This window comes from Paenibacillus sp. GCM10023250, assembly GCF_042653205.1.
Classification (GTDB): domain Bacteria; phylum Bacillota; class Bacilli; order Paenibacillales; family Paenibacillaceae; genus Paenibacillus_Z.
This window is the reverse complement of the sequence record NZ_JBHSHY010000004.1, coordinates 14,864-36,516: the sequence shown is the minus strand read 5'-3', so window position 1 is coordinate 36,516 and position 21,653 is coordinate 14,864. Positions and strand designations below refer to the sequence as shown.

At 64.3% G+C, this 21,653-nt stretch carries 18 protein-coding genes and 1 pseudogene; all 19 read right to left on the bottom strand.

Annotated elements, in window-relative coordinates; translation table 11 throughout:
- Positions 1 to 201: 201 nt before the first annotated feature.
- The 19 genes and pseudogenes from ACFPB1_RS05745 to purS all read right to left on the bottom strand — a co-directional run bounded on the left by ACFPB1_RS05745 (position 202) and on the right by purS (position 21,617).
- Positions 202 to 1,200, bottom strand: coding sequence for an inorganic phosphate transporter (locus ACFPB1_RS05745; protein ID WP_379222876.1), 999 nt, complete (start codon positions 1,198 to 1,200; stop codon positions 202 to 204).
- A gap of 26 nt (positions 1,201 to 1,226) precedes the next feature.
- On the bottom strand, positions 1,227 to 1,841 hold the full coding sequence (locus ACFPB1_RS05740; RefSeq protein WP_379222874.1) for a DUF47 domain-containing protein: 615 nt from the start codon (positions 1,839 to 1,841) through the stop codon (positions 1,227 to 1,229).
- 277 nt (positions 1,842 to 2,118) lie between these two features.
- Positions 2,119 to 3,249, bottom strand: coding sequence for a DUF3048 domain-containing protein (locus tag ACFPB1_RS05735; RefSeq protein ID WP_379222872.1), 1,131 nt, complete (start codon positions 3,247 to 3,249; stop codon positions 2,119 to 2,121).
- A 216-nt stretch (positions 3,250 to 3,465) separates the two neighbouring features.
- Positions 3,466 to 4,812 (bottom strand): DUF4179 domain-containing protein, encoded by a 1,347-nt coding sequence (locus ACFPB1_RS05730; protein WP_379222869.1) that lies wholly within the window; start codon positions 4,810 to 4,812, stop codon positions 3,466 to 3,468.
- Positions 4,793 to 5,326, bottom strand: coding sequence for a sigma-70 family RNA polymerase sigma factor (locus tag ACFPB1_RS05725; RefSeq protein WP_379223134.1), 534 nt, complete (start codon positions 5,324 to 5,326; stop codon positions 4,793 to 4,795). Before ACFPB1_RS05725 ends, ACFPB1_RS05730 begins: the two co-directional genes overlap by 20 nt.
- 496 nt (positions 5,327 to 5,822) lie before the next feature.
- A complete protein-coding gene (locus ACFPB1_RS05720) occupies positions 5,823 to 7,253 on the bottom strand; it encodes a sensor histidine kinase (protein WP_379222867.1) in 1,431 nt (476 codons plus the stop codon).
- Positions 7,250 to 7,831, bottom strand: coding sequence for a winged helix-turn-helix domain-containing protein (locus tag ACFPB1_RS05715; RefSeq protein ID WP_379223132.1), 582 nt, complete (start codon positions 7,829 to 7,831; stop codon positions 7,250 to 7,252). Before ACFPB1_RS05715 ends, ACFPB1_RS05720 begins: the two co-directional genes overlap by 4 nt.
- Positions 7,817 to 8,194: pseudogene (locus tag ACFPB1_RS05710) on the bottom strand (response regulator transcription factor); the annotation flags it as partial. The gene ACFPB1_RS05715 and the pseudogene ACFPB1_RS05710, both read right to left, overlap by 15 nt.
- A gap of 37 nt (positions 8,195 to 8,231) precedes the next feature.
- Complete coding sequence (locus tag ACFPB1_RS05705; RefSeq protein WP_379222865.1) at positions 8,232 to 9,626, bottom strand: FG-GAP-like repeat-containing protein; 1,395 nt, start codon at positions 9,624 to 9,626, stop codon at positions 8,232 to 8,234.
- 86 nt (positions 9,627 to 9,712) lie between these two features.
- Entirely contained in the window at positions 9,713 to 11,104 is a 1,392-nt protein-coding gene (locus tag ACFPB1_RS05700; RefSeq protein ID WP_379222863.1) for a polysaccharide deacetylase family protein, read from the bottom strand.
- Positions 11,105 to 11,608: 504 nt separating this feature from the next.
- Positions 11,609 to 12,877: a phosphoribosylamine--glycine ligase gene (gene purD, locus ACFPB1_RS05695; protein ID WP_379222860.1), complete on the bottom strand. Its 1,269-nt coding sequence runs from the start codon at positions 12,875 to 12,877 to the stop codon at positions 11,609 to 11,611.
- A 3-nt stretch (positions 12,878 to 12,880) separates the two neighbouring features.
- Positions 12,881 to 13,639 (bottom strand): IMP cyclohydrolase, encoded by a 759-nt coding sequence (locus ACFPB1_RS05690; protein WP_379222858.1) that lies wholly within the window; start codon positions 13,637 to 13,639, stop codon positions 12,881 to 12,883.
- Positions 13,640 to 13,725: 86 nt separating this feature from the next.
- Positions 13,726 to 14,907 (bottom strand): phosphoribosylaminoimidazolecarboxamide formyltransferase, encoded by a 1,182-nt coding sequence (locus tag ACFPB1_RS05685; RefSeq protein WP_379222856.1) that lies wholly within the window; start codon positions 14,905 to 14,907, stop codon positions 13,726 to 13,728.
- A 42-nt stretch (positions 14,908 to 14,949) separates the two neighbouring features.
- Positions 14,950 to 15,567 carry a phosphoribosylglycinamide formyltransferase gene (gene purN / locus ACFPB1_RS05680; protein WP_379222854.1) on the bottom strand — a complete coding sequence of 206 codons (618 nt, stop codon included), beginning with the start codon at positions 15,565 to 15,567 and terminating at the stop codon, positions 14,950 to 14,952.
- Positions 15,567 to 16,613 (bottom strand): phosphoribosylformylglycinamidine cyclo-ligase, encoded by a 1,047-nt coding sequence (gene purM / locus ACFPB1_RS05675; RefSeq protein WP_379222852.1) that lies wholly within the window; start codon positions 16,611 to 16,613, stop codon positions 15,567 to 15,569. The genes purN and purM overlap by 1 nt, the downstream gene beginning before the upstream one ends.
- A 374-nt stretch (positions 16,614 to 16,987) precedes the next feature.
- Positions 16,988 to 18,466, bottom strand: coding sequence for an amidophosphoribosyltransferase (gene purF / locus ACFPB1_RS05670; protein ID WP_379222850.1), 1,479 nt, complete (start codon positions 18,464 to 18,466; stop codon positions 16,988 to 16,990).
- Positions 18,451 to 20,694 (bottom strand): phosphoribosylformylglycinamidine synthase subunit PurL, encoded by a 2,244-nt coding sequence (purL, locus tag ACFPB1_RS05665; protein ID WP_379222848.1) that lies wholly within the window; start codon positions 20,692 to 20,694, stop codon positions 18,451 to 18,453. Before purL ends, purF begins: the two co-directional genes overlap by 16 nt.
- The gene (purQ, locus tag ACFPB1_RS05660; RefSeq protein WP_379222846.1) at positions 20,672 to 21,370 is read right to left on the bottom strand and encodes a phosphoribosylformylglycinamidine synthase subunit PurQ; all 699 of its coding nucleotides are present in this window, start codon (positions 21,368 to 21,370) and stop codon (positions 20,672 to 20,674) included. Before purQ ends, purL begins: the two co-directional genes overlap by 23 nt.
- Before the next feature lie 4 nt (positions 21,371 to 21,374).
- Positions 21,375 to 21,617 (bottom strand): phosphoribosylformylglycinamidine synthase subunit PurS, encoded by a 243-nt coding sequence (purS, locus tag ACFPB1_RS05655; protein WP_379222844.1) that lies wholly within the window; start codon positions 21,615 to 21,617, stop codon positions 21,375 to 21,377.
- Between the last annotated feature and the right edge of the window lie 36 nt (positions 21,618 to 21,653).

Genomic DNA, 21,653 nt, shown 5'->3' with positions numbered 1-21,653 from the left:
GAAATAGCTGTCATGGTACTGGAAGTCTTCGCTTAATGTCATCATTCGTGCCGCTCCTATCTATCCATTCCATTCATCGGTTGGCCGCCGCGCGAACGATCGCGTTCGGACACCAGCCGCAGCCAAAAAAAGCACCAAGCCCCGCGCTGCCGCGCAAGCTTGATGCTCTTCCAACCCGGGGCTGCTCCCCCGGCCTGTCCTCTACAAAAACACCGCAATCGCCTGATAAATCAGCGCCGCGACGATCATCGAGATCGGGATCGTGATGATCCACGAGATGACGATCCGGCCGGCGAGGCCCCACTTGACCGCGGAGAAGCGCTTCGCGCTGCCGACGCCGAGAATCGACGACGTGATGACGTGCGTCGTGCTGACCGGCAGATGCGTCAGCGTCGCGGAGAAGATGACCGTCGCCGACGTGATGTCGGCCGCGAAGCCGTTGATCGGCTCGATTTTGAAGATCTTCGTGCCCATCGTCTTGATGATCTTCCAGCCGCCGATCGAGGTGCCGAGCGCCATCGCGGTCGCCGCGGAGATCTTCACCCACAGCGGGATGTGGTCCGTCGTGGCCTGCACGTTCGCCGTCACGAGCGCGAAGGTGATGATGCCCATAGCCTTCTGCGCGTCGTTCGTACCGTGCGTGAACGATTGGAACGCCGCGGTCAGGATCTGGCCGGAGCGAAACATCTTGTTGACCTGATGCGGGCTCGAACGCGCGAATATCTGCTTCAGCAGCCACATGACGACGAAGCCCCCGGCGAACGCGATGAACGGGGATAGAATAAGCGCCTTGATGATATCGGTGAAGCCGCTCGCGTTGATCGCGCCGAAGCCCGCCGAGCTGACGACCGCGCCCGTCAGGGAGCCGATCAGGGCGTGCGACGACGACGACGGAATGCCGAACCACCACGTCACGAGATTCCAGATAATCGCCCCGAGCAGCGCCGAGACGACGACCTGCACGCCGTGGTCGAGCACGGTGGGATCCGCGATTTTGCCCCCGATCGTCTTGGCGACGCCGGTGAACATGATCGCGCCGAGGAAGTTCATGAAGGACGCCAGGATAATGGCGAGCCGCGGCGAAAGCGCCCGGGTGGACACCGTCGTCGCGATCGCGTTCGCCGTATCGTGGAACCCGTTGATGAAGTCAAATGCCAAGGCAAGAAAAATGACAATGCCGACCCAAATATATACGTCCATGCTCATAGCCGCTTGTCCCCGTCCCCTTAGCTGTTACGCATGATGATGGTTTCGAGTGTGTTCGCGACGTCCTCGCAGTAGTCGGTCGTTTGCTCGAGGCGCTCATAGATTTCTTTGCGCTTGATCAGCTCGATCGGGTCCGTCACGTTCGCGAACAGGCTCTTCACGCATACGCGCAGCAGGTCGTCCGCTTGGTTCTCCAGCTCGTTGATCTGGATCGACGGCTCGCGCATCGCCAGCAGCTTCTTCTCCGACAGCAGGTAGATCGCCTTCTTGATCTGCTGGGCGCAGCGGAGGAGGTTGTCCGCGAACAGCGTGATATACTCGTCCGGCTCCGTAATGTTGTACATCTCGAAGCGCGACGCGCACGCCTCGATGCCGTCCAGCACATCGTCCAGCGAGCCCGTCAGGCTCATGATGTCGTCCCGCTCGATCGGCGTAATGAACGTTCTATTGAGCTCCGTCAGAATCGTATGCACGTGACGGTCGCACTGGCTCTCGAATTCTTTCATGTCGCGCGCGAATCTCGTGACGTCCTCGATGTTGGAGACGTTCTGCTGAAAATACAGCACCGCTTCCAGAATCGTGTCCGCCATCGCCTCGAACGTGTTGAAGAATACGTCGTTTTTTCGCTTGAACATAACTATCCCCTTTGCCATCTTCCTCGATTGGTTACGGCGTCTTTACAAAATCAACAAGAAACCGACAATATCTTAACACAGTTTACAACGCAATTGTTAAGGGAATGTAAATGAATTATGACATTCTTCGCGATATTTTGATCGTCCGTTTTTTTGCGCCTAGGGCACTATCCTAGTCTTTTCCGGCATAGCCGTTTTTAACCTATTCGAGGGGAAAAATAAAACCGGAAGCGCGGTGCTTCCGGTCGGGGAGCCGGGGGACGATGCGATGGACCGGCTAAGGCTGCGGCGTCGCGCCAGACGCCGCGCCCAGCTTCAAGTGGCTCTCGAACGACGGCGTCAGCGGCACGACGTGGTAGTACGTATGGCCCGGCACGAACGGCAGCTCCTGCCCGTCCTTCATGAGCCGGATGACGCCGTCGGCGGCGCGGACCCACTCGCAATTCACGGCTTTGCCAAGCTGGATGAGCACGGCGGGACCGCCGGATTCCAGATCGATCTCGAGCCGGCCGTAATCATCGTAGGTCCGGTGCTTCGCGCCCAGCACGACGAGGTTCGAAGCGGTCAGCTGCGCCTTGGACTCGAGGTCTGTGTGCGGCTTGCCGTTCACGAAGCGGTCGTAGCGCTTCGCCGCCGGATCGTACGTATACGACACGGCGTAATCCTTCATCAGAAAATGCAGCTCCACCTCCGAAGCGTCCGTGCCGCCCGCGGTCGCCCCCGCTTCCGACCACGGATAGGCCGGAATGTCGACGGTCTCGTCGTAGCCCTTCTTCGCAGCTCCGGCCCGCAGCTTCTCGAGGTTGGAGTACAGATTATGCGGTGCCTTGCGGAACGACTCGCGGTAGAAGTACGCGCCGGCGTTGGAAATCTCGTCGAGGTACGGCTTGCCGTGATGCTGCAGCAGGTCGTAGGCGTCGGTGCTCGCCCCGGCATGCGCGAGAACGGCATGGTACGCTTCGCCGATCCGGATCAAGTACGGCCGATTGCTGCGGATCGGACCGATCGGCGCCGTCGACGATGTGCTCTGGAACACGGCCACGAGCCGCGTGATGCCGCCCTCCGCGAGCACCTCCCAGACGACGTCGGCGTTCGGCAGCCCCGACTGCGGGCGAGCCGCGGCGAAATTGTTCACCATGACCGCGATCGGCCGCCGCTTGGGCTCCTCGTCCTGCGGCAGCCCCGTCAGCGGAGCGACGAACTGCGGCGGGTCCACGGCCGGCGGATCGACCGGCTCCGTGACCGTGTCGGCGGGCTCCGTCGTCTCGTTCGCCGGCGGCGGCGCGTCGTTCGCCGCATTGGGCGTCTTGCCGCCGCTGCTGCAGCCCGCCAGCGCCAGCATGGCGGCCAGCGCCAGCAGCAGGCCCAGGCGAAGCAGCGTCTGCCTGTCGTTAAGTCGTTCTCGCACTCGCATCCCGCCTTTTGTGGATTCGGATAGAAAAACCAGTCCATTCCATTAAACCACATTCGGCCCGGGATTGTCTTGTTCCGGCTAGGCGAGGCCTCGGATCGAAAGCCCGATTGGCAGGCGCCCGCTGCCCGCTGCCCGCAGGCCGCGATACCGCCATTCCGCCCTCGACAGGAAACGCGCCGCCCGGCACGCCTGGTGCTAGGCGGCCGGCCGCTACTTCAGCTTCACCGTGAACGGCTGTTCGATCCAGGACGGGTAGTTCGTGATGCGGAACGTCAGCGGATTCGTATACGGCTTGTCGATCATGGCCTCGAAGGTGGTAAGGATCTCATCGGTTCCGATCATACTCGAGGTCCGGTAGCCGCCGATCTGAAACTCGCGGCCCGCCGCGTCATGGAATGCCCCTTCGACGATGGAAAAGGCATAGTGGTCGCGGTCCATATTCGTCTTGACGCCCAGACTTACCGAAACCTTGCCCGGACCGGTCTTCTCGGCGGAAACGAATCGCACCCGATCGTCGGGCGCCTGCACGATGCTTTTGTTCGCCAGGTCCAGTTTTAGCTCCAGCTTCGATTTGTCCAGCGCCATAATCCGGCTGCCCTCCAGCGTCAGATGCTTCGGCTTCGAGAAGAAGGCGCTCTCGAACCGCAGCGTCTTCTTGCCCGGCGCGGTGGACGTCGACAAGTAGCCGCGCAGCTCCTCGCCGGCATCCGTCACGATCCGGAGATCGCCCAGCCAGAAGATCTCCATGGCGTTCGCCTCGTCGAACTCCGCGTCGACCTCAATGCTCGTCGGATGCACGACCGCCCTGACGAACCGGATGCGCTGGCCCTGCACCGTCACGGTCCGATCGAGCGGAATCGTCTCCGCCAGATCCTCGAACCGCGTCTTATCGATCGGAAAGACCGCGCTCCACGTCTTGTCCTCCGGATAACCCGCCAGCCCGATGCTCAGCTTGATGCGATCCGGCAGCTCCGTCCCGGCCGCCAGGCTGATGTCCGTGCGCTGCTGAAATTCGGTGCGGGGCTCTCCGTCAGCTCCAGAACCTCCAGAAGAGTAAGAAGCCTCCAGCGGCTTTCCCGTATCCGCGTCATAGACGCGCGGCATGTCATACGGGAGCTCCATCTTCTCGGGCAGCTTCACCGTATAGAAGACGTTCAGCCGCGTATCGTCCGCGATGATTCCGGTGACGGTGAACGTCACGCCGTCGTGGCTGTCGCCGGCATTCACCGGCTGCACGAAATCGTTCCGCACAGCGCCCTCAAGTCCCTTGTCCCCGGCGACCAGCGCGACGAGGCCGGATAACCCGGGCAGCTCCGCCACAGCCGCGGCGAATGCCGGCGAGACCCGCAGCAATCCGAGCAGCAGCACGAGCAGCAGGGCAACGGACGCCGCCGCCCTGGTCCGCCGCGCGCGCCTGCGCCCCGCACGTCTTGCAAGCGCCATGCCCCGCAGCACCGCGTCGTCCAGGGCAGCCGGTACCGGAGCCGCATCCCACGCCGCCCGCTCCTCCGCCAGCCCCGCATCCAACCGGCTCCGTTCATGCTCTGGCAAAATCATGGCTTCCCTCCTCCCCCAGCTCGCCCCGCAGCCGGACGAGCGCTTTATGCAGCCGCGTCTTGACGGTGCCCTCCGGGCATTCCAGCACGGCCGCGATCTCCGTCAGCGTGAGCTGCTGGTAGTATTTCAGAATAATGATCTCCTTCTGCTCCCGCGGCAGCCCGTCGACGAGCCGGCGCAGGCTGACCCGCGTATCGCTGGCGTCCGCGAACGTACCGGCTGCTCCCTCTGCCTCCTCGGTATACGCAGCCGGCTCGCGCCGCTTGCGCTTGCGGAACTCGTCGGCGCAGACGTTCAGCACGATCCGCACCGCCCACGTATGGAAGTACGCTGGCTCCTTCAGCTTGCGGAAGTTCTTGTACGCGCGGTAGGTCGCCTCCTGCACGGCTTCCACGGCATCGGCCTCGCGATGGAGGTAGGCCAGCGCGATCCGGTACAGCCGTTCCTTGCTCGCCGCCATGAGCCGCAGAAACGCGTCGTCCTTGCCGGATGCGGGCGCCGCCGTATGATCGATGGTATCCAGTGTCTTGCCCTCCCGCCTTGCCTTGATGACTATTAGACGCCGGTAAGGGCGAAACGGTTTTCCCTCGCGCGCAGAAAAAAAAACAACCCGGCCGGCCGGACGAGCCGGCGTTCGGATTGCTTATTCGTACGAGGTGCTGAACCCGTCGCAGCGGCTGCCGCCGGCCGAGAGGGGACGCAAGCCTTCGTATACGTTTGGCCAATTCTGGCATAATAGTCCTAAAACCCGCCAAGGGAGGATTTCCCTATGCAGCCTTTTCTGGAATGGCTTCAAACGCGCTGGCTGTCGGCTATCATCGTCGTGCTCGCCCTGATCGCCGTCGGCTACGTCATCAATAAGCGCAAATCGTTATTCTATAAGGAATAGCGCCAAGTCCCGCCCGCCAGGGCATACGAAAAACCCGACCGCTTCGTCCGGCTTTCGCAAGCCGGCGCGAGGCCGATCGGGTTTGTTTGCGTTCAGGCGGACGGGCGGGTGCCGGCGCGCCTCATCCCTGCTCCTGCTGCTGCTCCTGCCGCTGCGCATCCGACATGAGCGGCAGCAGAATCGTGACCGTCGTGCCGGCGCCGACGACGCTGTCGAGGCGGAACATGCCGCCGTGCAGCTCCACGATCTCCTTGCAGATCGCAAGCCCGAGGCCGCTGCCGGAGCGCTGGCTCGTGCCTTTGTAAAACTTCTCCGTGACATGCGGCAGGTCCTCCGGGGGAATGCCGACGCCCGAGTCCCGGATCGTCAGGCGGGCGAAGCCGTCCTGCCGTCCCGCGCCCACGAGGATCGAGCCGCCCTTCGGCGTGAACTTCAGCGCGTTGTCCAGCACGTTGATGAACACCTGCTTCATCCGGTTGGCATCCACCTTCGCCGTCAGCTCCTCGTCGCCGAGCTCGCCGCGGATCGTCACGGATTCCCGCTGCCCGCGGGCTTCGAACTGCCGGAGCGTCTCCTCGAGCGTCCGGCGGACGTCCAGCACCTCGGGGTGGAGCACGATGCTCTTGGCATACAGCTTGGAGAAGTCGAGCAGGTCCTCGACGAGGCCGGACAGCCGCACCGTCTCGCGGTCGATGATCGCGAGGCCGAGGTTCAGCTCCTCCACGTCCGTGGGATCGCCGGAGGCGAGCGTCTCGCTCCACCCCTTGATGGACGTGAGCGGCGTACGGAGCTCATGGGAGATGGAGGAGATGAAATCCTCCTTCAGCTTCTCCCGCCGCGTCAGCTCGGAGGCCATCGTGTTCAGCGTCTCCGCGAGCCGGCCGATCTCGTCGCGGTCGCGCAACGCGGCGCGGCGGGTCCAGTCGCCCTCCGCCATCTTCTCCGCGACCTTCGTCAGGTTGCGGATCGGGCGGGCGATCCGGTTCGCGATCAGCACGCTCATCGTGAAGAAGAGCAGCACGACGGTCGAGCCCACCAGCACCGTCAGCCACAGGATATTGGCGATGATCCGGTCCACCGTCGAGAGCGACGCGGTGTAGCGGAACATGGCCGCGATGCGCGCGCCGTTCTTGACGGGCAGCGTCACCGCGATGATCCGTTCGTGGGTGACCGGATCGCGCCCGCGCCAGATGCCCTTGTCGCGCACCTGGGCGGCGCGGACGTCGGGGGTGTCGATGATTTTGCCGCTGCCGTCGAAGCCGTCGCTGTCGACGATGAGCTGGCCGGAGCCGGTCAGCAGCTGGAGATGCGCCGAGCCGACGGCCATGTTTTGCAGCATGTAGCGCGACTGCTCCTTCGTCGGCTCGTCCGCGATCTGCCGGTTATGCAGCGCCGCTTCCGTCTGCGCCCGCTGCAGCACGGAGCTGACCGCGCTGGAGTAGTAGTAATTCCAGACGAGCGTGCCGAACAGGGAGCCGAGCATGACGACGACGAGCACGATGAGCACGCCGTAACTCCGGACGAGCCGTGCGCGAAGGGTGGTGCTCCTCATGGCCCCCCGTCCCGGTTCCAGCGGTAGCCATAGCCCCACAGCGTCTCGATGTGCTTGGGATCGGACGGCTGCACCTCGATCTTCTGCCGGATGCGCCGGATGTTCACGTCCACGATCTTCAGATCGCCGACGTAGTGGCGGCCCCAGACCGCGTTCAAAATATCGTCGCGGCTCAAGCCTTCGCCTTCCCGCTCCATCAGCAGCTTCACGAGCGTCCATTCCGTCGGCGTCAGCACGATCTCGACGTTATCCTTCCAGAGGCGGCGTTCCGACGCGGAAAGAAGAAACGGCCCGGAGGCGATATCGCCGGGCTTGGCCTGGCGCCGCGAGCCGGCGGACAGCGGCGCGTCCGGATCGGCGGCGGCTTCGCCGGGCGCGGTGCCGCCGGGGCCGCTCACGGCGCCGGCGCCGGATGCGCCTGGCGAGGCCGCGCGAAGCTCCGCGGCGGCGCCGCCCTGGCCGGGCGCGGTGCTGCCCGCTTCGGTGCTGCCGCCGGAGGCGCCTTCGGCCGCCGCGGCGCCGCCCGCAGCGCCGCCGGCGCTGCCCTCGGCGCCCGCCGGCTCCTCGGCGTACGGCATCATGCGCCGCTTCAGCGCATGCAGCCGGGCGATGAGCTCGCCGGGACTGAACGGCTTCTGCACGTAGTCGTCGGCGCCGAGCTCGAGCCCGCGGATTTTGTCTTCCTCCTGCGTCTTCGCCGTCAGCATGATGATGCCCATCCGCGGGAACAGCCGCCGCAGCTGCTCGCACACCTCGAATCCGCTGATCGTCGGCAGCATCACGTCCAGCAAGGCGATATCGAACGGCGGCACGGCCGCTTGCGCCAGCGCGAGCGCGGTCTCCCCGTCCTCGGCCTCCGTCACCTCCATGCCGTTGCGTTTCAGATTAATGCGGACGAACCCGCGAATCGCCTCTTCATCCTCCAAAAATAATATCCGCATGCGGCAGTCCCCCTTTCGCAATCATCCCTAGGTCTCGCTACGGCGTCAGCAGCTTGAACAAGCGCTTCATCTCCGCTTCGTCCGGCGGAAAGCTTCCCGGCCCCGCGGTGGTCAGCCTGCCGCCCTCCTGCAGCTTGTCGTGCCATACGGCGTAATAGACGAGCCCGTCCGCCGTGCCAAGCTTCAGGTAGCGGACGTCGTCCGCCTGAAGCTCGCCTTCTCGGTCGTCCCAGGCGTCGAGCGCCGCGGCCCGCACCGTCAGCACCTCGGCCCGCTGGCCGGTTTCCTCGTCGTACGCGTCGAGCGCGATGTCGCTCGGGCCGCCGCCTGCCGGACGCCGGAACGTGAACCCGGTCCATTCGTCCGGAATCTGGATCGCGTAGGCATTGCCCGCGTCCGCGTACCGTCTCGCGACGGTGAGGAAGCCGCCTTGGCCGTCCCACTGCTTGTCGACCTCGATCCACAGCAGATCGCTGTACGGCACGCCGTCCGCTTGCCCCGGCGCCTCGGTCAGCTGCGGGATGTCGAGCATCCCGTCCCCGTTGGCGTCGCCGCTCAGCACCGCGTTCGCGTTCGTCTGCACGTTCTCGTCGCCCGGGGATTTCGGCGGATAGATCCGCGCGAGCGCCCCGTCCTCCCAGGCGAGCATCGTCGTGGTCGACGAATTCGTGCCGATCGCGGCATCCCCCACGACGCCGTATTGGCCGGGCGCGAGCTGGCCGAGCTTCACCTGCAGGTAGGCGTTGACCGACCCGTCGAGCGGGGCGGACGCCAGCTTCGCGGCTTCGCCGTCCGCGAACCGGTAGATGTCGATCCCGGCGGTCAGCTTCAGCCGCTGGAGCTGAATCAGGCCGATCTCGGGACGGCCGTCCCCATCGGCGTCGCCGATGCCCATCGTGTCGTACGGCAGCTCCGCGAGCGGTCTCGGCGCCCCCTTCTGACCGGCTGTCCGGCCGATATGATACAGCGTCAAAATATGCTGCGGCTCGCCGAACTGGTTCCACCCGATCATCACCTCGGGCACGCCGTCGCCGTCGAGATCCGCGGCGCGCAGCACGTCGACGCCATAGGTAGACGTCTCCGCGAACGTGAACCGCTCCCGCCAGCCGCCGGACGTCTGCTCCAGCACCATCACGCGCTGCGTGCCGCTCTCGTCGGCGAAGACGACGAAGGCCTCTTTCCGGCCGTCCCCGTCGCCGTCCAGCTGCAAAATCGCCGAGTTGGCGTCCTCGTGCGTCACGACCGACAGCTTCGCCTGCAGCGGCAAAATCGTATGCAGCGCGTCCGTCAGCGCCGCGTTCTCCGGCACCGGCTTCGGCGCTATCAGCAAATCCGCCGGCGTCGTCGTATACTGGCAGCCTGCGGCCAGCAGCAAGGAAGCCAGCCCGCCGAGCAAGAGCGCCTTCCGTATGAAATGTCGTCGAAACCGCATGCATGTACTCCTTTCGCTCTTCCTTCCATGCGCGGGTGGCCGCGCGGGCTATGCCGGGACCGCCGCTCGCGTTCGCGCCGGGCGCTTTACGCTCCGGCTTGGCTTGCGGCGCCGCCGGCGTCCTTCCCGGCTTCGCCGTTTCCGGCCGCGCTGCCGCTTCCCGCCGCGGCTGCGCCTTGCGCGTCCGCGCCGCTCTTGCCGGCGCCGCCGCCCGCGGCACTGCCCTTGGCGCCGCCGGCATGCTTCCCGGCCGCGCCGTTCGCCTTCCCGGCCGCGTGCCTCACCTTCGCGTCCAGCAGCTCGCTGACGGTGACGAGCGTATAGCCCTTCGCTTGCAAATCCTTGATCACGAGCGGCAGCAGCTCCACCGTATTGGCGAGATGCTTGCTGCCGAACGAGTGCATGAGAATGATGCCGCCGGGATGCGTGTTCTTGTTCACGTGGGCCCGCATCGCGGCCACCGGCACGCCTTCCCAGTCGCGCGTGTCCACGGTCCAAAACACCAACGAACGTCCGTTGTCCGCCACGATCCGCTTCAGCTGCGGCGACGACGCGCCGTACGGCGCGCGCACGAGGCGCGGTACGTAACCGGCCTGCTTCCGGATCAAGGTATCCGTCCATTTAATTTGATTCATTATATGAGTGCTGTCAAGCTTGGACAGATCCGTGTGCGAATAGCTGTGATTGCCGATCTCGCTGCCTTCCTGCACGATTCGCTTCATGACGGCGCCGTAGCGCTTCACCTGCGTGCCGACCGTGAAGAACGTCGCGTGCACGTGCTTGGCTTTCAAGATATCCAAAATCTTCGGCGTATATTTATTATCCGGGCCGTCGTCGAACGTCAGCGCGACCAGCTTGGCGCCGTCCGGGCCGCCGTAAGCCGCCGCGGGCTGGGTCGGCCGGTCCAGCGTAACCGGCGGCACCGGCTTCTGCGGCTTCCCGTTGCCGGCTGCGTTCGCGCCGTTCCCGGTCCCCGGCTTCGCGTCCCCGCTTCCACCGGCATTCGCTCCGTTCCCGGACCCGGGCTTCTCGTCCCCGCTCCCGCCGGCGTTCGCTCCGTTCCCGGTCCCCGGCTTCTCGTCCCCGCTTCCACCGGCGTTCGTTCCGTTCCCGGTCCCCGGCTTCTCGTCCCCGCTGCCGCCGGCGTTCACGCCGTTCCCGGCGCCGCCCGGCTGCGCCGCGCTTCCCGCTCCCGCCTGGCCGCCGGCCGCGCCGCCGACGGCCGGCGGCCCTAGAATATCCCGGCACACCGACTCTCCGTCCGCGCCCTTCACCGGCACCTGCACCCGGGACACGGCGTCTTGGCCTGGGCTTTGGCCTGCGCCGTCCGCGCAGACCCCCGCGTCGCCCGTCTGCACGCCGGCGGCTCCCCCGGCTGGACGCAGGCTGCATCCGGCGAGCGCACTGCCTATCATCATCGTTGCCAATATCGAAACGGCTAAACGCCGCTTGCCGCGGCCGTTTCCCCTCAGTCGCATGCTGCACTCCCCTAAGCGTCGTTTTCGGTTCGATCTTCTCCCCATCGTACCGGAACCGGAATCCCGAGTCGTTACAAAGAAGTAACACCGGCCCGGAAAATACCGGCAGCCGCGTCCCCCTTATTAACCGCTGAGAGCCGGAGAGATCACAAAAGTCCATTTCTTCTTCGGATTCCGCTCATTGAAACCGCTCCCATAGCACCTTATAATCAGCTTACGAATAGGGCTTTCCGCTAGATTTCACTGTTTGCATGAGATCTCTAAGCCTGGAGGGGCAGCAAATCTATGAAAAAACATGGAAGCTTACAGCAGGATTGGCGACGCTCGTCTCGCAGCTCTTCCGCTCCTCTCTCTACCTCGTCTCTCGTCTCCCGCTCGCGGAACGCGAAAAAAGCCTGCCGAGCCGAGCTCGACGGGCTTTCCTATAAAACTTAAAGATGCCCCTATTGCGGCAGCGCACATCACAGCAGCGCGCATCACAACGGCGCGCCCCTTCCGCCTGCTTTAGCCGCGAAGCGCCTTCGCGGCGATGTCGCTCCGGCAGTGCATGCCGTCGAAGGAGATGACCGACACGGCTTCGTACGCGCGGGCGCGCGCCTCCGCGATGTCGCGGCCGCGGCCGACGATGCCGAGCACGCGGCCGCCGCTCGTGACGATCTCTCCGTCCTTCAGCGCCGTGCCGGCGTGGAAGACGAGCGCGCCTTGCGCCTTGGCGGCGTCCAGCCCGGCGATCGGCAGCCCTTTCGGATACGAGCCTGGGTAGCCTTCGGATGCGGCGATGACGCAGACCGCAGCCTCGTCGCTCCATTCGATGTCGAGCTGATCCAGCCGGCCGTTCAGCGACGCGAGGAGGATATCGAGCAGATCGGTCTTCAGGCGCGGCAGCACGACCTGCGTCTCGGGATCGCCCATGCGCGCGTTGAATTCGATCGTCTTCACGCCCTGCTTCGTGATCATGAGCCCCGCGAACAGCACGCCGCGGAACGGGCGGCCTTCGCTGACCATCGCCTTCGCCGTCGGCTTGATGATGGTCTCGATCGCGTCCTCGACGAGCGCCGGGTCGATATGCGGCAGCGGGGAATACGTGCCCATGCCGCCGGTATTCGGCCCTTTGTCGTTGTCGTACGCAGGCTTATGGTCCTGCGCCGGCACCATCGCGCGCACCGTCTCGCCGTCAACGAACGCCAGGATGGACATTTCCTGCCCCTCGAGGAATTCCTCGATGACGACGCGGCCGCCGGATTCGCCGAACACCTTGTCGACCATCATGCCCTGCAGCGCCGCTTCCGCTTCCTCCATGGAGTAGGCGACCGTGACGCCTTTGCCCGCCGCGAGGCCGTCCGCTTTGATGACGATCGGCGCCTGCTGCTCCCGCAGGTACGCGAGCGCGGACTCGTAGTCCGTGAACGTCTCGTACTTGGCCGTCGGGATGCCGTACTTCTTCAGCAGGTTTTTCATGAAAATCTTGCTGCCTTCGATCTCCGCCGCGTTCTTCCGCGGGCCGTATACCGGAATCTGGCGTTCCTCGAACGCATCGACGATGCCGTCCGCCAGCGGATCGTCCGGCCCGACCACGACGAGATCCACTTCGTTGTCGCAGGCGAATTGAATGAGATCGCCGAACCGGCCGACCGGGATCGGCACGCATTCCGCCAGCTCCGCGATGCCCGCGTTGCCCGGCGCGCAGTAGAGTTTATGGACCTTGTCGCTCTTGCTCAGCGCCCAGACGATCGCATGCTCGCGCCCGCCGCCGCCGATGACCATGATCCGCATCGGTTACGCGCCTCCTTCGGCCGGCCGGTTCACGACCGTCAGCTTCGTCTCGCCGTCCGCGATCCGGATCGTCTTGACGAGCAGGGAGATTTTGTTGTCGTCGTTCAGCAGGTTCCAGTAGAACCGCGCCGTCTCGTCCTCGTCGTCGAACAGCGGCGCCACCTGCGGCTCGCCGGCGAACGACGGCAGCGGGTTGCCGTCGCCCACGTACGTGGAGATGAAGTGGCCGTAGCCCGCGATTGCCCGCTCATAGTGGAAATATTGCCGTTTCGTCTGCGACTCGTCGTTCTCGCTGGACTTCAGAATCGACAGCTTGTACGCGTTCTGCGCGTCGTTCAGGTCGACGATGCCCGAGATGCGCGGCGTGAAGTTCGGCGGATCCGGCTCGTACGTCCGCTTGGCGAGCGCCTGCTCGAACGTGCCGCCCGATTTGATCGCTTCCCAGATCGTGTCGGTCTGATCGCCGTTCGTCACGATATGCGCGCCGCCCTCGTGGCGAAGCGGATAATAGATAATCAGCGACGGGTCGGTCAGCTTCGCCGGATCGCGCGCTTCCGTGCGCAGGAATCCGTTCGCTTCCGGAATGAAGACGCGGTTGCGGCTGTTCTCGCTGCGCCCCATGATCCAGTACACCTGCACGTAGCGCGTCGCGTCGGGCGTCAAGCCGATCACGATGCCGCGTCCCGGATAGCTGTTCGCTTGCAAGCGCTGGACGGTCGCTTCCGCCAGCGTTTGCCACTTGGTCGTTGTATTCGTGGACACTCTCGTCGCCTCCTAGATTGAAGTGTTGCGCGAAGCCCGAAGCCGGTGCACCGTCAGCGGTACACCATGACTTCGGAAGCGCGAACTCAGTGATGAAACAGGCGTACGCCCGAGTAGACCATCACCATACCGTAATCATTCGCCGCCTGCACGACTTCTTCGTCGCGCAGCGAGCTGCCCGCTTGAATGACGTATTTCACGCCGCTGCGGCTGGCCCGGTCGAGATTGTCGCGGAACGGCAGGAATGCGTCGGAGCCGTAGGACACGCCCTGCAGGCCGTTCAGCCATTCGCGCTTCTGTTCGCGCGTCAGACGCGCCGGCACTTCCTCGAAGCAGCGCTCCCATGCAGCCTGTTCGACCGGCGTGACTTCGTCCTCCAGCCACAGGTCGATCGCGTTGTTCTGCTCCGCGCGCGCCAAGCCTTCGCGGAACTTCATGTTCAGCGCGGCCGGATGCTGCCGGAGATACCAGCGGTCCGCCTTGTCGCCCGCGAGGCGCGTGCAGTGAATGCGCGACTGCTGGCCGGCGCCGATGCCGATCGTCTGGCCGTCCAGCGCGTAGCAGATGGAGTTGGATTGCGTGTATTTCAGCGTGATGAGCGCGACGAGCAGGTCGCGCTTCGCGTTGTCCGGCAGTTCTTTGTTCGCCGTCACGATCTTGTCGAACACCGACGCGTCCGGCACGGCGTTGTTGCGCTCCTGCTGCAGCTTCATGCCGAACAGCGTGCGCGTCTCGACCGGATCCGGCACGTAGTCCGGATCGATCTGCAGAATCAGGTACTTGCCGCCCTTCTTCTGCTTCAGGATGTCGAGCGCTTCAGGCGTATAGCCCGGCGCCACGACGAGATCGGACACTTCGCGCTTCAGCAGCTGCGCCGTGGAGGCGTCCACCACGTCGCTGAGCGCGGCCGCATCTCCGAACGAGGACATCCGGTCGGCGCCGCGCGCGCGCGCATAAGCGGTCGCGAGCTCCGACAGCTCCATGCCGCCGACGAAGTACGCCTTCGCCAGCTCCGGCGAGAGCGGTGCATACACAGCCACGCCAGCCGGGCTCACGTGCTTGAACGAAGCCGCCGCCGGCAAGCCGGTCGCCTGGCGCAGCTCGCGTACGAGCTGGTACGCGTTCAGCGCGTCGAGCAAGTTAATGAAGCCGGGGTCGCCGTTCACGACGGTCAGCGGCAGCGCCTGGCCGTCCGCGGCGTAGATCTTCGCTTCCTTCTGGTGGGGGTTCATGCCATATCGCAAAGCAATTTCGTGTACATCGCTCATGATTCGTTCGTCGTCCTTTCTCGTATCCCGTCATCGTGCGCGTTACCCGCGCCGTACCGTCACCTTGCGACCGTCCAACGTCACGCGTCCTTCGGCGATGCTCCGCACCGCCAGCGGCAGCAGCTCGTGCTCGACCGCATGTATCCGCGCGGCCAGCGTCTCTTCCGTATCGCCGTCCGCCACCTCGACCGCCCGCTGGGCAATGATCGGTCCCGTGTCCATGCCGCCGTCCACGAAGTGCACCGTGACCCCCGTCAGCTTGACGCCGTATTCCAGCGCCTGGCGGATCGCCCGCACGCCCGGGAACGCGGGCAGCAGCGAAGGATGTACGTTGATCATCCGCCCTTCGTACGGCTTCAGGAGCACGCTGGTGATGAGCCGCATGTACCCGGCAAGCACGACCAGCTCGATGCCCTCCCGCTTCAGGAGGCCGACCAGCTCTTCTTCGCACGCTTCGCGGGAAGCGTACGCCTTCGGGTCGAAGAGATGCGTCGGCACGCCGAGCGCTTCCGCGCGCCGCACGACCTGCGCCGCCGGCTTGTCGCAGACGAGCAGCGCGATGTCCGCGGGGAACGCCCCGTCCCGGGCCGCCTCGGCAAGCGCTTGGAAATTGCTCCCGCCGCCCGAGGCGAAGACGGCGACGCGCATTGCGGCCGTCATTACAGTTCGGCTCCTCCGAACGTCACGATCTTGCTGCCCGAAGTCACTTGGCCGATGATGTACGCGTCCTCGCCCAGTTCCTTCGCGGCGCGCAGCGCTTCCTCGGCTTGCTCGGCGCCGACCACGACGACCATGCCGACGCCCATGTTGAACGTCGTGAACATGTCGCGGTCCGAAATGCCGCCTTTGGCCTGCATCAGCTTGAACACCGGATGAATCGGCCAGGAGCCGGGCGTGATGTCTACGTTCACACCATCCGGCAGGACGCGCGGAATGTTCTCGATGAAGCCGCCGCCCGTGATGTGCGCCATGCCTTTCACCGTCACGCGGTTGATCAGCTCGAGCACCGATTTCACGTAGATGCGCGTCGGCTCGAGGATGATCTCGCCCAGCGTCTTCTCGCCGCCGAGCTCCGGCAGCTTGTCATTCAGGCCGTAGCCGGAGCCGTCGACCAGCAGGCGGCGAACGAGGGAGTAACCGTTGCTGTGGATGCCGCTCGAAGCGAGACCGAGCACCACGTCGCCCGGCTGAATCGCCTTGCCGTCGATGATCTTCTTCTTGTCCACGATGCCGACCGTGAAGCCCGCGATGTCGTATTCGTCGCCTTGGTACATGCCCGGCATTTCGGCCGTCTCGCCGCCGATCAGGGCGCAGCCGGACTGCACGCAGCCGTCGGAGATGCCCTTGACGATCGCTTCGATCTTGGCCGGCTCGACCTTGCCGCACGCCAGGTAGTCGAGGAAGAACAGCGGCTCCGCGCCCTGCACGACGATGTCATTCACGCACATGGCGACCGCGTCGATGCCGATCGTGTCATGCTTGTCCATCGCGAACGCGACCTTCAGCTTCGTGCCCACGCCGTCCGTGCCGGACACGAGCACCGGCTCCTCGTACTTGTCCTTGTTCAGGCCGAACAACGCGCCGAACCCGCCGAGGTCCGTCAGCACTTCCGGGCGGAACGTCTTCTTCACGTGCTTCTTCATCCGTTCGACCGCTTCGTTGCCTGCCGCGATGTCAACGCCGGCTTGTTTATACGCTTCTGCCACGCCTTAAGTCAGCTCCTTCAACGTTTTTGCGGGACCGTCCCGCTTCCGGTATTCCGGGTTAGTCTATATGGGGTAAATGCGAGTCACGCTCGCAAAAGGTGTTGTCATGTTCAAATAAGCGGCAGCTCGCAGAAGCAGCGCAAGCTACACGGTCACCAAAGCCGATGAGGCGGCCGGAGGTCAACATGGAGTCGTAGAAGCGATAGGTGAATGCTGCATTCCCTGTCTTCCGACAGTGAATGCAAACCAATCACCTTCAGCGGTCGCCTTTGTAGATGGATTAATTCCTTGCTAAAATTCAATCAACTAATCCATCTACAACAGCGATCGGAGACCCATGTCGACCGCAGGCCGCCGCAATCGCCGAAGCGCCCTTAGCAGCTGCAGCTTTTCTCGGACGTCGGATCGACCGGCGTCGGATAATCGTTATCGAAGCATGCCAGGCACATGCCGCGGTTATACTCGCCGTCATTGCCGCCGACCGCCTCGACGAAGCCTTCATTGCTCAGGAAATACAGGGAGTCCGCGTTGATCGCCTGACGGATCTCTTCCACCGTCTTCTGCGACGCGATCAGCTCCTTGCGGTCCGGCGTGTCGATGCCGTAGTAGCACGGGTTCTTGAACGGCGGCGACGTGATGCACACATGCACCTCGGTCGCGCCCGCTTCGCGGAGCATGTTGACGATTCGCAGGGACGTCGTGCCGCGCACGATGGAATCGTCGATCATGACGACGCGTTTGCCTTCCACGACCTTGCGTACGGCGGAGAGCTTCATCTTCACGCCCTTCTCGCGCAGCTCTTGGGACGGCTGGATGAACGTCCGGCCCGTGTATTTGTTCTTGATCAGCCCGAGCTCGTACGGGATGCCCGTCTGCTCGGCGTAGCCGATCGCCGCGGAGATGCTGGAATCCGGCACGCCCGTCACGATGTCCGCGTCGATGAACGATTCCAGCGCCAGCTGGCGGCCCATCCGTTTGCGGGCGGAATGCAGGTTGATGCCGTTGATGTCGCTGTCGGGACGCGCGAAGTAAATGTACTCCATCGCGCACGTCGCGCGGCGCTCCAGCCGCTCGAAGCGGTCGACGCGCAGGCCGTCGCGGTCAAGCACCAGCAGCTCGCCCGGCTGCACGTCGCGCTCGTACGCGGCGCCGACGGTCTCGAGCGCGCACGTCTCCGACGCGAACACGTAGCCTTCGCCCAGCCGGCCCATGACGAGCGGGCGCAGGCCGTGCGGATCGGACGCGACGAGCAGCTTGTCGTTCGTCATGAGCAAGAACGCGAAGCCGCCGATGATCCGCTGCAGCGCATCCTTCGCCGCGCTGACGAAGTCCTTGCTCGACCGCGCGATCAAATGCGCGATGACCTCGGTGTCGCTCGTCGTCTGGAAGATCGATCCCTGGCTCTCGAGCTCCTTGCGGATGGACGGCGCATTCACGATGTTGCCGTTCGTCGCCACGGCGAGGTCGCCGTCGCGGTACTTGAAGATCAGCGGCTGCGCGTTCGCCAGCCGGCTCTCGCCCGCCGTCGAATAGCGGACGTGGCCGATGACGCGGTCGCCCGGCAGCCCTTCCAGCTTCGTCTGATCGAATACTTCCTTGACGAGCCCCATGCCGCGGTGATACGAGAAATGCCCGGTGGCCGATTCCACCGCGGCCAGCCCCGCGCTCTCCTCGCCCCGGTGCTGCAGGGCGTGGAGGCCGTAGTAGCCGAGCGTGCAGGCGTGCGGTATGCCAAACACACCGAACACCCCGCACTCCTCGCGCAGCTTATCGAATATATCGTCGCGGCCGATGCCTTCGTTGTAATGATCGCCCGTCCACAGCTTCGGCAGCCGTTTTATTTCATCAGACATGGAATCGCATCCTTCCAGACCTTCTCCAGTTGCTCAACCGAGGCGTTGACGCCCGGTTTGCCGTTGATGTTGATGACCAGTCCGTTGCTGCGTACGGCGCCGATAACCGCATTCGGCACGCCTTGCTCCGTCAAGTATTGCGTAAGCTTGTCCGCTTGGTCCGCTTTCGCCGAAAGCAGGATGCGGGATTGGGATTCGCTGAACAGCGCGGCGTCGGCGCGCAGGCCGGTCACGACGTTGACTTCGGCGCCGAGCTTGCCGCTGATCGCGGATTCCGCGAGCGCGACGGCCAGGCCGCCTTCCGACAGGTCGTGCGCCGAAGCGACGAGCCCTTGCTTGATCGCGCCGAGCACGCCCTGCTGCAGCTTCTTCTCGACCGCGAGGTCGATCTGCGGCGGACGGCCTTCGCTCTTGCCGTTCAGCACGTATTGCAGCTCGCTGCCGCCGAACTCATGCTTCGTCTCGCCCGCGAGGATGATGACGTCGCCCTCGGCCTTGAAAGCTTGCGTCGTGATGTGATCGACGTCCTGCACGAGCCCGACCATGCCGATGACCGGCGTCGGGTAGATCGCGCCCTTCGCGTTCTCGTTGTACAAGCTGACGTTGCCGCCGATGACCGGCGTGTCCAGCACGCGGCATGCTTCGGAGATGCCGTCCGCGGCTTTCTCGAGCTGCCAGAACACTTCCGGCTTCTCCGGGTTGCCGAAGTTCAGGTTGTCCGTGATCGCGAGCGGCTCCGCGCCGGAGCAGACGATGTTGCGCGCCGCTTCCGCGACGGCGATTTGGCCGCCGACCTCTGGATCGAGGTACACGTAGCGGCCGTTGCAGTCCGTCGTCATCGCGAGCGCCTTGCGCGTGCCGCGGATCGTCACGACCGCCGCGTCGGAGCCCGGCTGCACGGCCGTGCTCGTGCGCACCATATAGTCGTATTGGTTATAGACCCATTCCTTGCTGGCCACCGTCGGGGAAGCGAGCACTTTCTCAAGCGCGCCCGTCAGGTCGGTCACTTCCGGATTCGCCGCCGTATCGATCGCCGCGTTGGCCGCGAAATAAGCAGGCTCTTGGGACGGCTTGTCGTACATCGGGCACTCGTCGACAAGCGCCTTGACCGGCATATTCGCCACTTCCTCGCCTTGGTGGAACAGACGGAGACGGCCGTCGTCCGTGACTTTGCCGACTTTCACGCAGATGATGCCCCAGCGGTCGAAAATCTCCTGCGCCTGCGCTTCGTGCTGCGGCTCGACGACGAACAGCATCCGCTCCTGCGACTCGGACAGCATCATTTCGTACGGCGTCATGCCTTCCTCGCGCTGCGGCACCTCGTCGAGGTACAGCTCGAGGCCGTTGCCCGCCTTGGACGCCATCTCCGCGCTGGAGCATGTCAGGCCCGCCGCGCCCATGTCCTGAATGCCGACGACGATCCCCGCGTTGATCAGCTCGAGCGTCGCTTCCATGACGAGCTTCTCCATGAATGGATCGCCGACTTGCACGGCCGTGCGCTTCTCTTCGGATTCCTCGGACAGCTCGACGGACGCGAACGTCGCGCCGTGGATGCCGTCGCGGCCCGTGGCCGGCCCGACGTAGAAGACCGGGTTGCCGACGCCCTTGGCGACGCCGCGCTGGATTTTATCGTGATCGATAAGGCCGACGCACATCGCGTTGACGAGCGGGTTGCCCTCGTAGCTCTCGTCGAACATGACTTCGCCCGCCACCGTCGGGATGCCGATGCAGTTGCCGTAGCCGGCGATGCCGCCGACGACGTGCTCGAACAGATATTTGACGCGCGCGTTCTCCAGGTTGCCGAAACGAAGGCTGTTCAGCAGCGCGACCGGCCGCGCGCCCATCGAGAAAATGTCGCGGATGATCCCGCCGACGCCCGTCGCCGCGCCTTGGTACGGCTCGACCGCGGACGGATGGTTATGCGATTCGATCTTGAACACGACCGCCTGGTTGTCCCCGATGTCCACGATGCCCGCGCCTTCGCCCGGCCCCATGAGCACCTTCGGTCCCGTGACGGGGAACTTCTTCAGAATCTTCTTGGAGTTCTTATAGGAACAGTGCTCCGACCACATTACGCTGAACACGCCGATCTCGGTGTAGTTCGGCTGGCGTCCGAGGAATCCGCAAATGAGCTCGTATTCGTAATCCGTCACGCCGAATTGCGTGTAAATGCGCTGATCCGCGATTTGTTCCGCCGTCGGCTCCTTAGCCGTTAACTGCTGCGCCATGCTGTTCCCTCCATGCGTTCAAAATCGATGTAAACATCCGTTTGCCGTCCTCCGAGCCGAGCAGCTGGCTGACCGCGCGCTCCGGATGCGGCATCATGCCGACCACGTTGCCGCGCTCGTTGCTGACGCCGGCGATGTTGCGGAGCGAGCCGTTCGGGTTATGCTCGTCGCCCGCATAGCGGAAGACGATCTGGTTGTTCGCTTCGAGCCGCGCGAGCGTCTCGTCGTCGCAGTAGTAGTTGCCCTCGCCGTGCGCGATCGGGATGTTGATGATCTCGCTCGGCGCGTATTGGTTCGTGAACGCCGTCGCGTTGTTCACGACTTCGAGCGGCGTCTGGCGGCAGATGAATTTCATGCCCGTGTTGCGCAGCAGCGCACCCGGGAGCAGCCCCGCTTCCGTCAGGATTTGGAACCCGTTGCAGATGCCGAGGACGTACTTGCCGGCTTCCGCCGCCTTCACCACTTCGTTCATGACCGGCGCGAATTGCGCGATCGCGCCGCAGCGCAGGTAGTCGCCGTACGAGAAGCCGCCGGGCACGAGAATCGCGTCATAGCCGGACAGGTCCGTCGCCGTGTGCCAAACGTAGTCGACCTCTTGGCCGATCGTGTCCTCGACCGCCTTGTAGCAGTCGATGTCGCAGTTGGAGCCCGGAAATACGAGTACCGCGAATTTCATCGTGTTACCCCTCCAATTCAAAGCGGAAATCTTCGACGACCGTGTTCGCGAGCAGCTTCTCGCACATCGCGGTCAAACGCGCTTCCGCTTCCGCGCGGTCGGACGTGTCCAGGTCCAGCTCCAAAAATTTGCCGATGCTGACTTTGCCGACTTCCTCGAAGCCCATCGTGTGCAGGGCGCCTTGCACGGCGCTGCCTTGCGGATCGAGCACGTTTTCTTTGATCGTGACGTAGACTTTAGCCTTCATTAGGGGGGTCGCCTCCTGGAAATGTTAGTTCTGGAT

Bases quoted from the DNA above. Each gene is read 5' to 3' on its own strand.
- ACFPB1_RS05745 (WP_379222876.1), bottom strand. From the start codon at position 1,200: ATGGACGTATATATTTGGGTCGGCATTGTCATTTTTCTTGCCTTGGCA.
- ACFPB1_RS05740 (WP_379222874.1), bottom strand. From the start codon at position 1,841: ATGTTCAAGCGAAAAAACGACGTATTCTTCAACACGTTCGAGGCGATG.
- ACFPB1_RS05730 (WP_379222869.1), bottom strand. From the start codon at position 4,812: ATGATTTTGCCAGAGCATGAACGGAGCCGGTTGGATGCGGGGCTGGCG.
- ACFPB1_RS05720 (WP_379222867.1), bottom strand. From the start codon at position 7,253: ATGAGGAGCACCACCCTTCGCGCACGGCTCGTCCGGAGTTACGGCGTG.
- ACFPB1_RS05715 (WP_379223132.1), bottom strand. From the start codon at position 7,831: ATGCCGTACGCCGAGGAGCCGGCGGGCGCCGAGGGCAGCGCCGGCGGC.
- ACFPB1_RS05705 (WP_379222865.1), bottom strand. From the start codon at position 9,626: ATGCGGTTTCGACGACATTTCATACGGAAGGCGCTCTTGCTCGGCGGG.
- ACFPB1_RS05700 (WP_379222863.1), bottom strand. From the start codon at position 11,104: ATGCGACTGAGGGGAAACGGCCGCGGCAAGCGGCGTTTAGCCGTTTCG.
- purD (WP_379222860.1), bottom strand. From the start codon at position 12,877: ATGCGGATCATGGTCATCGGCGGCGGCGGGCGCGAGCATGCGATCGTC.
- ACFPB1_RS05685 (WP_379222856.1), bottom strand. From the start codon at position 14,907: ATGAGCGATGTACACGAAATTGCTTTGCGATATGGCATGAACCCCCAC.
- purN (WP_379222854.1), bottom strand. From the start codon at position 15,567: ATGACGGCCGCAATGCGCGTCGCCGTCTTCGCCTCGGGCGGCGGGAGC.
- purF (WP_379222850.1), bottom strand. From the start codon at position 18,466: ATGTCTGATGAAATAAAACGGCTGCCGAAGCTGTGGACGGGCGATCAT.
- purL (WP_379222848.1), bottom strand. From the start codon at position 20,694: ATGGCGCAGCAGTTAACGGCTAAGGAGCCGACGGCGGAACAAATCGCG.
- purQ (WP_379222846.1), bottom strand. From the start codon at position 21,370: ATGAAATTCGCGGTACTCGTATTTCCGGGCTCCAACTGCGACATCGAC.
- purS (WP_379222844.1), bottom strand. From the start codon at position 21,617: ATGAAGGCTAAAGTCTACGTCACGATCAAAGAAAACGTGCTCGATCCG.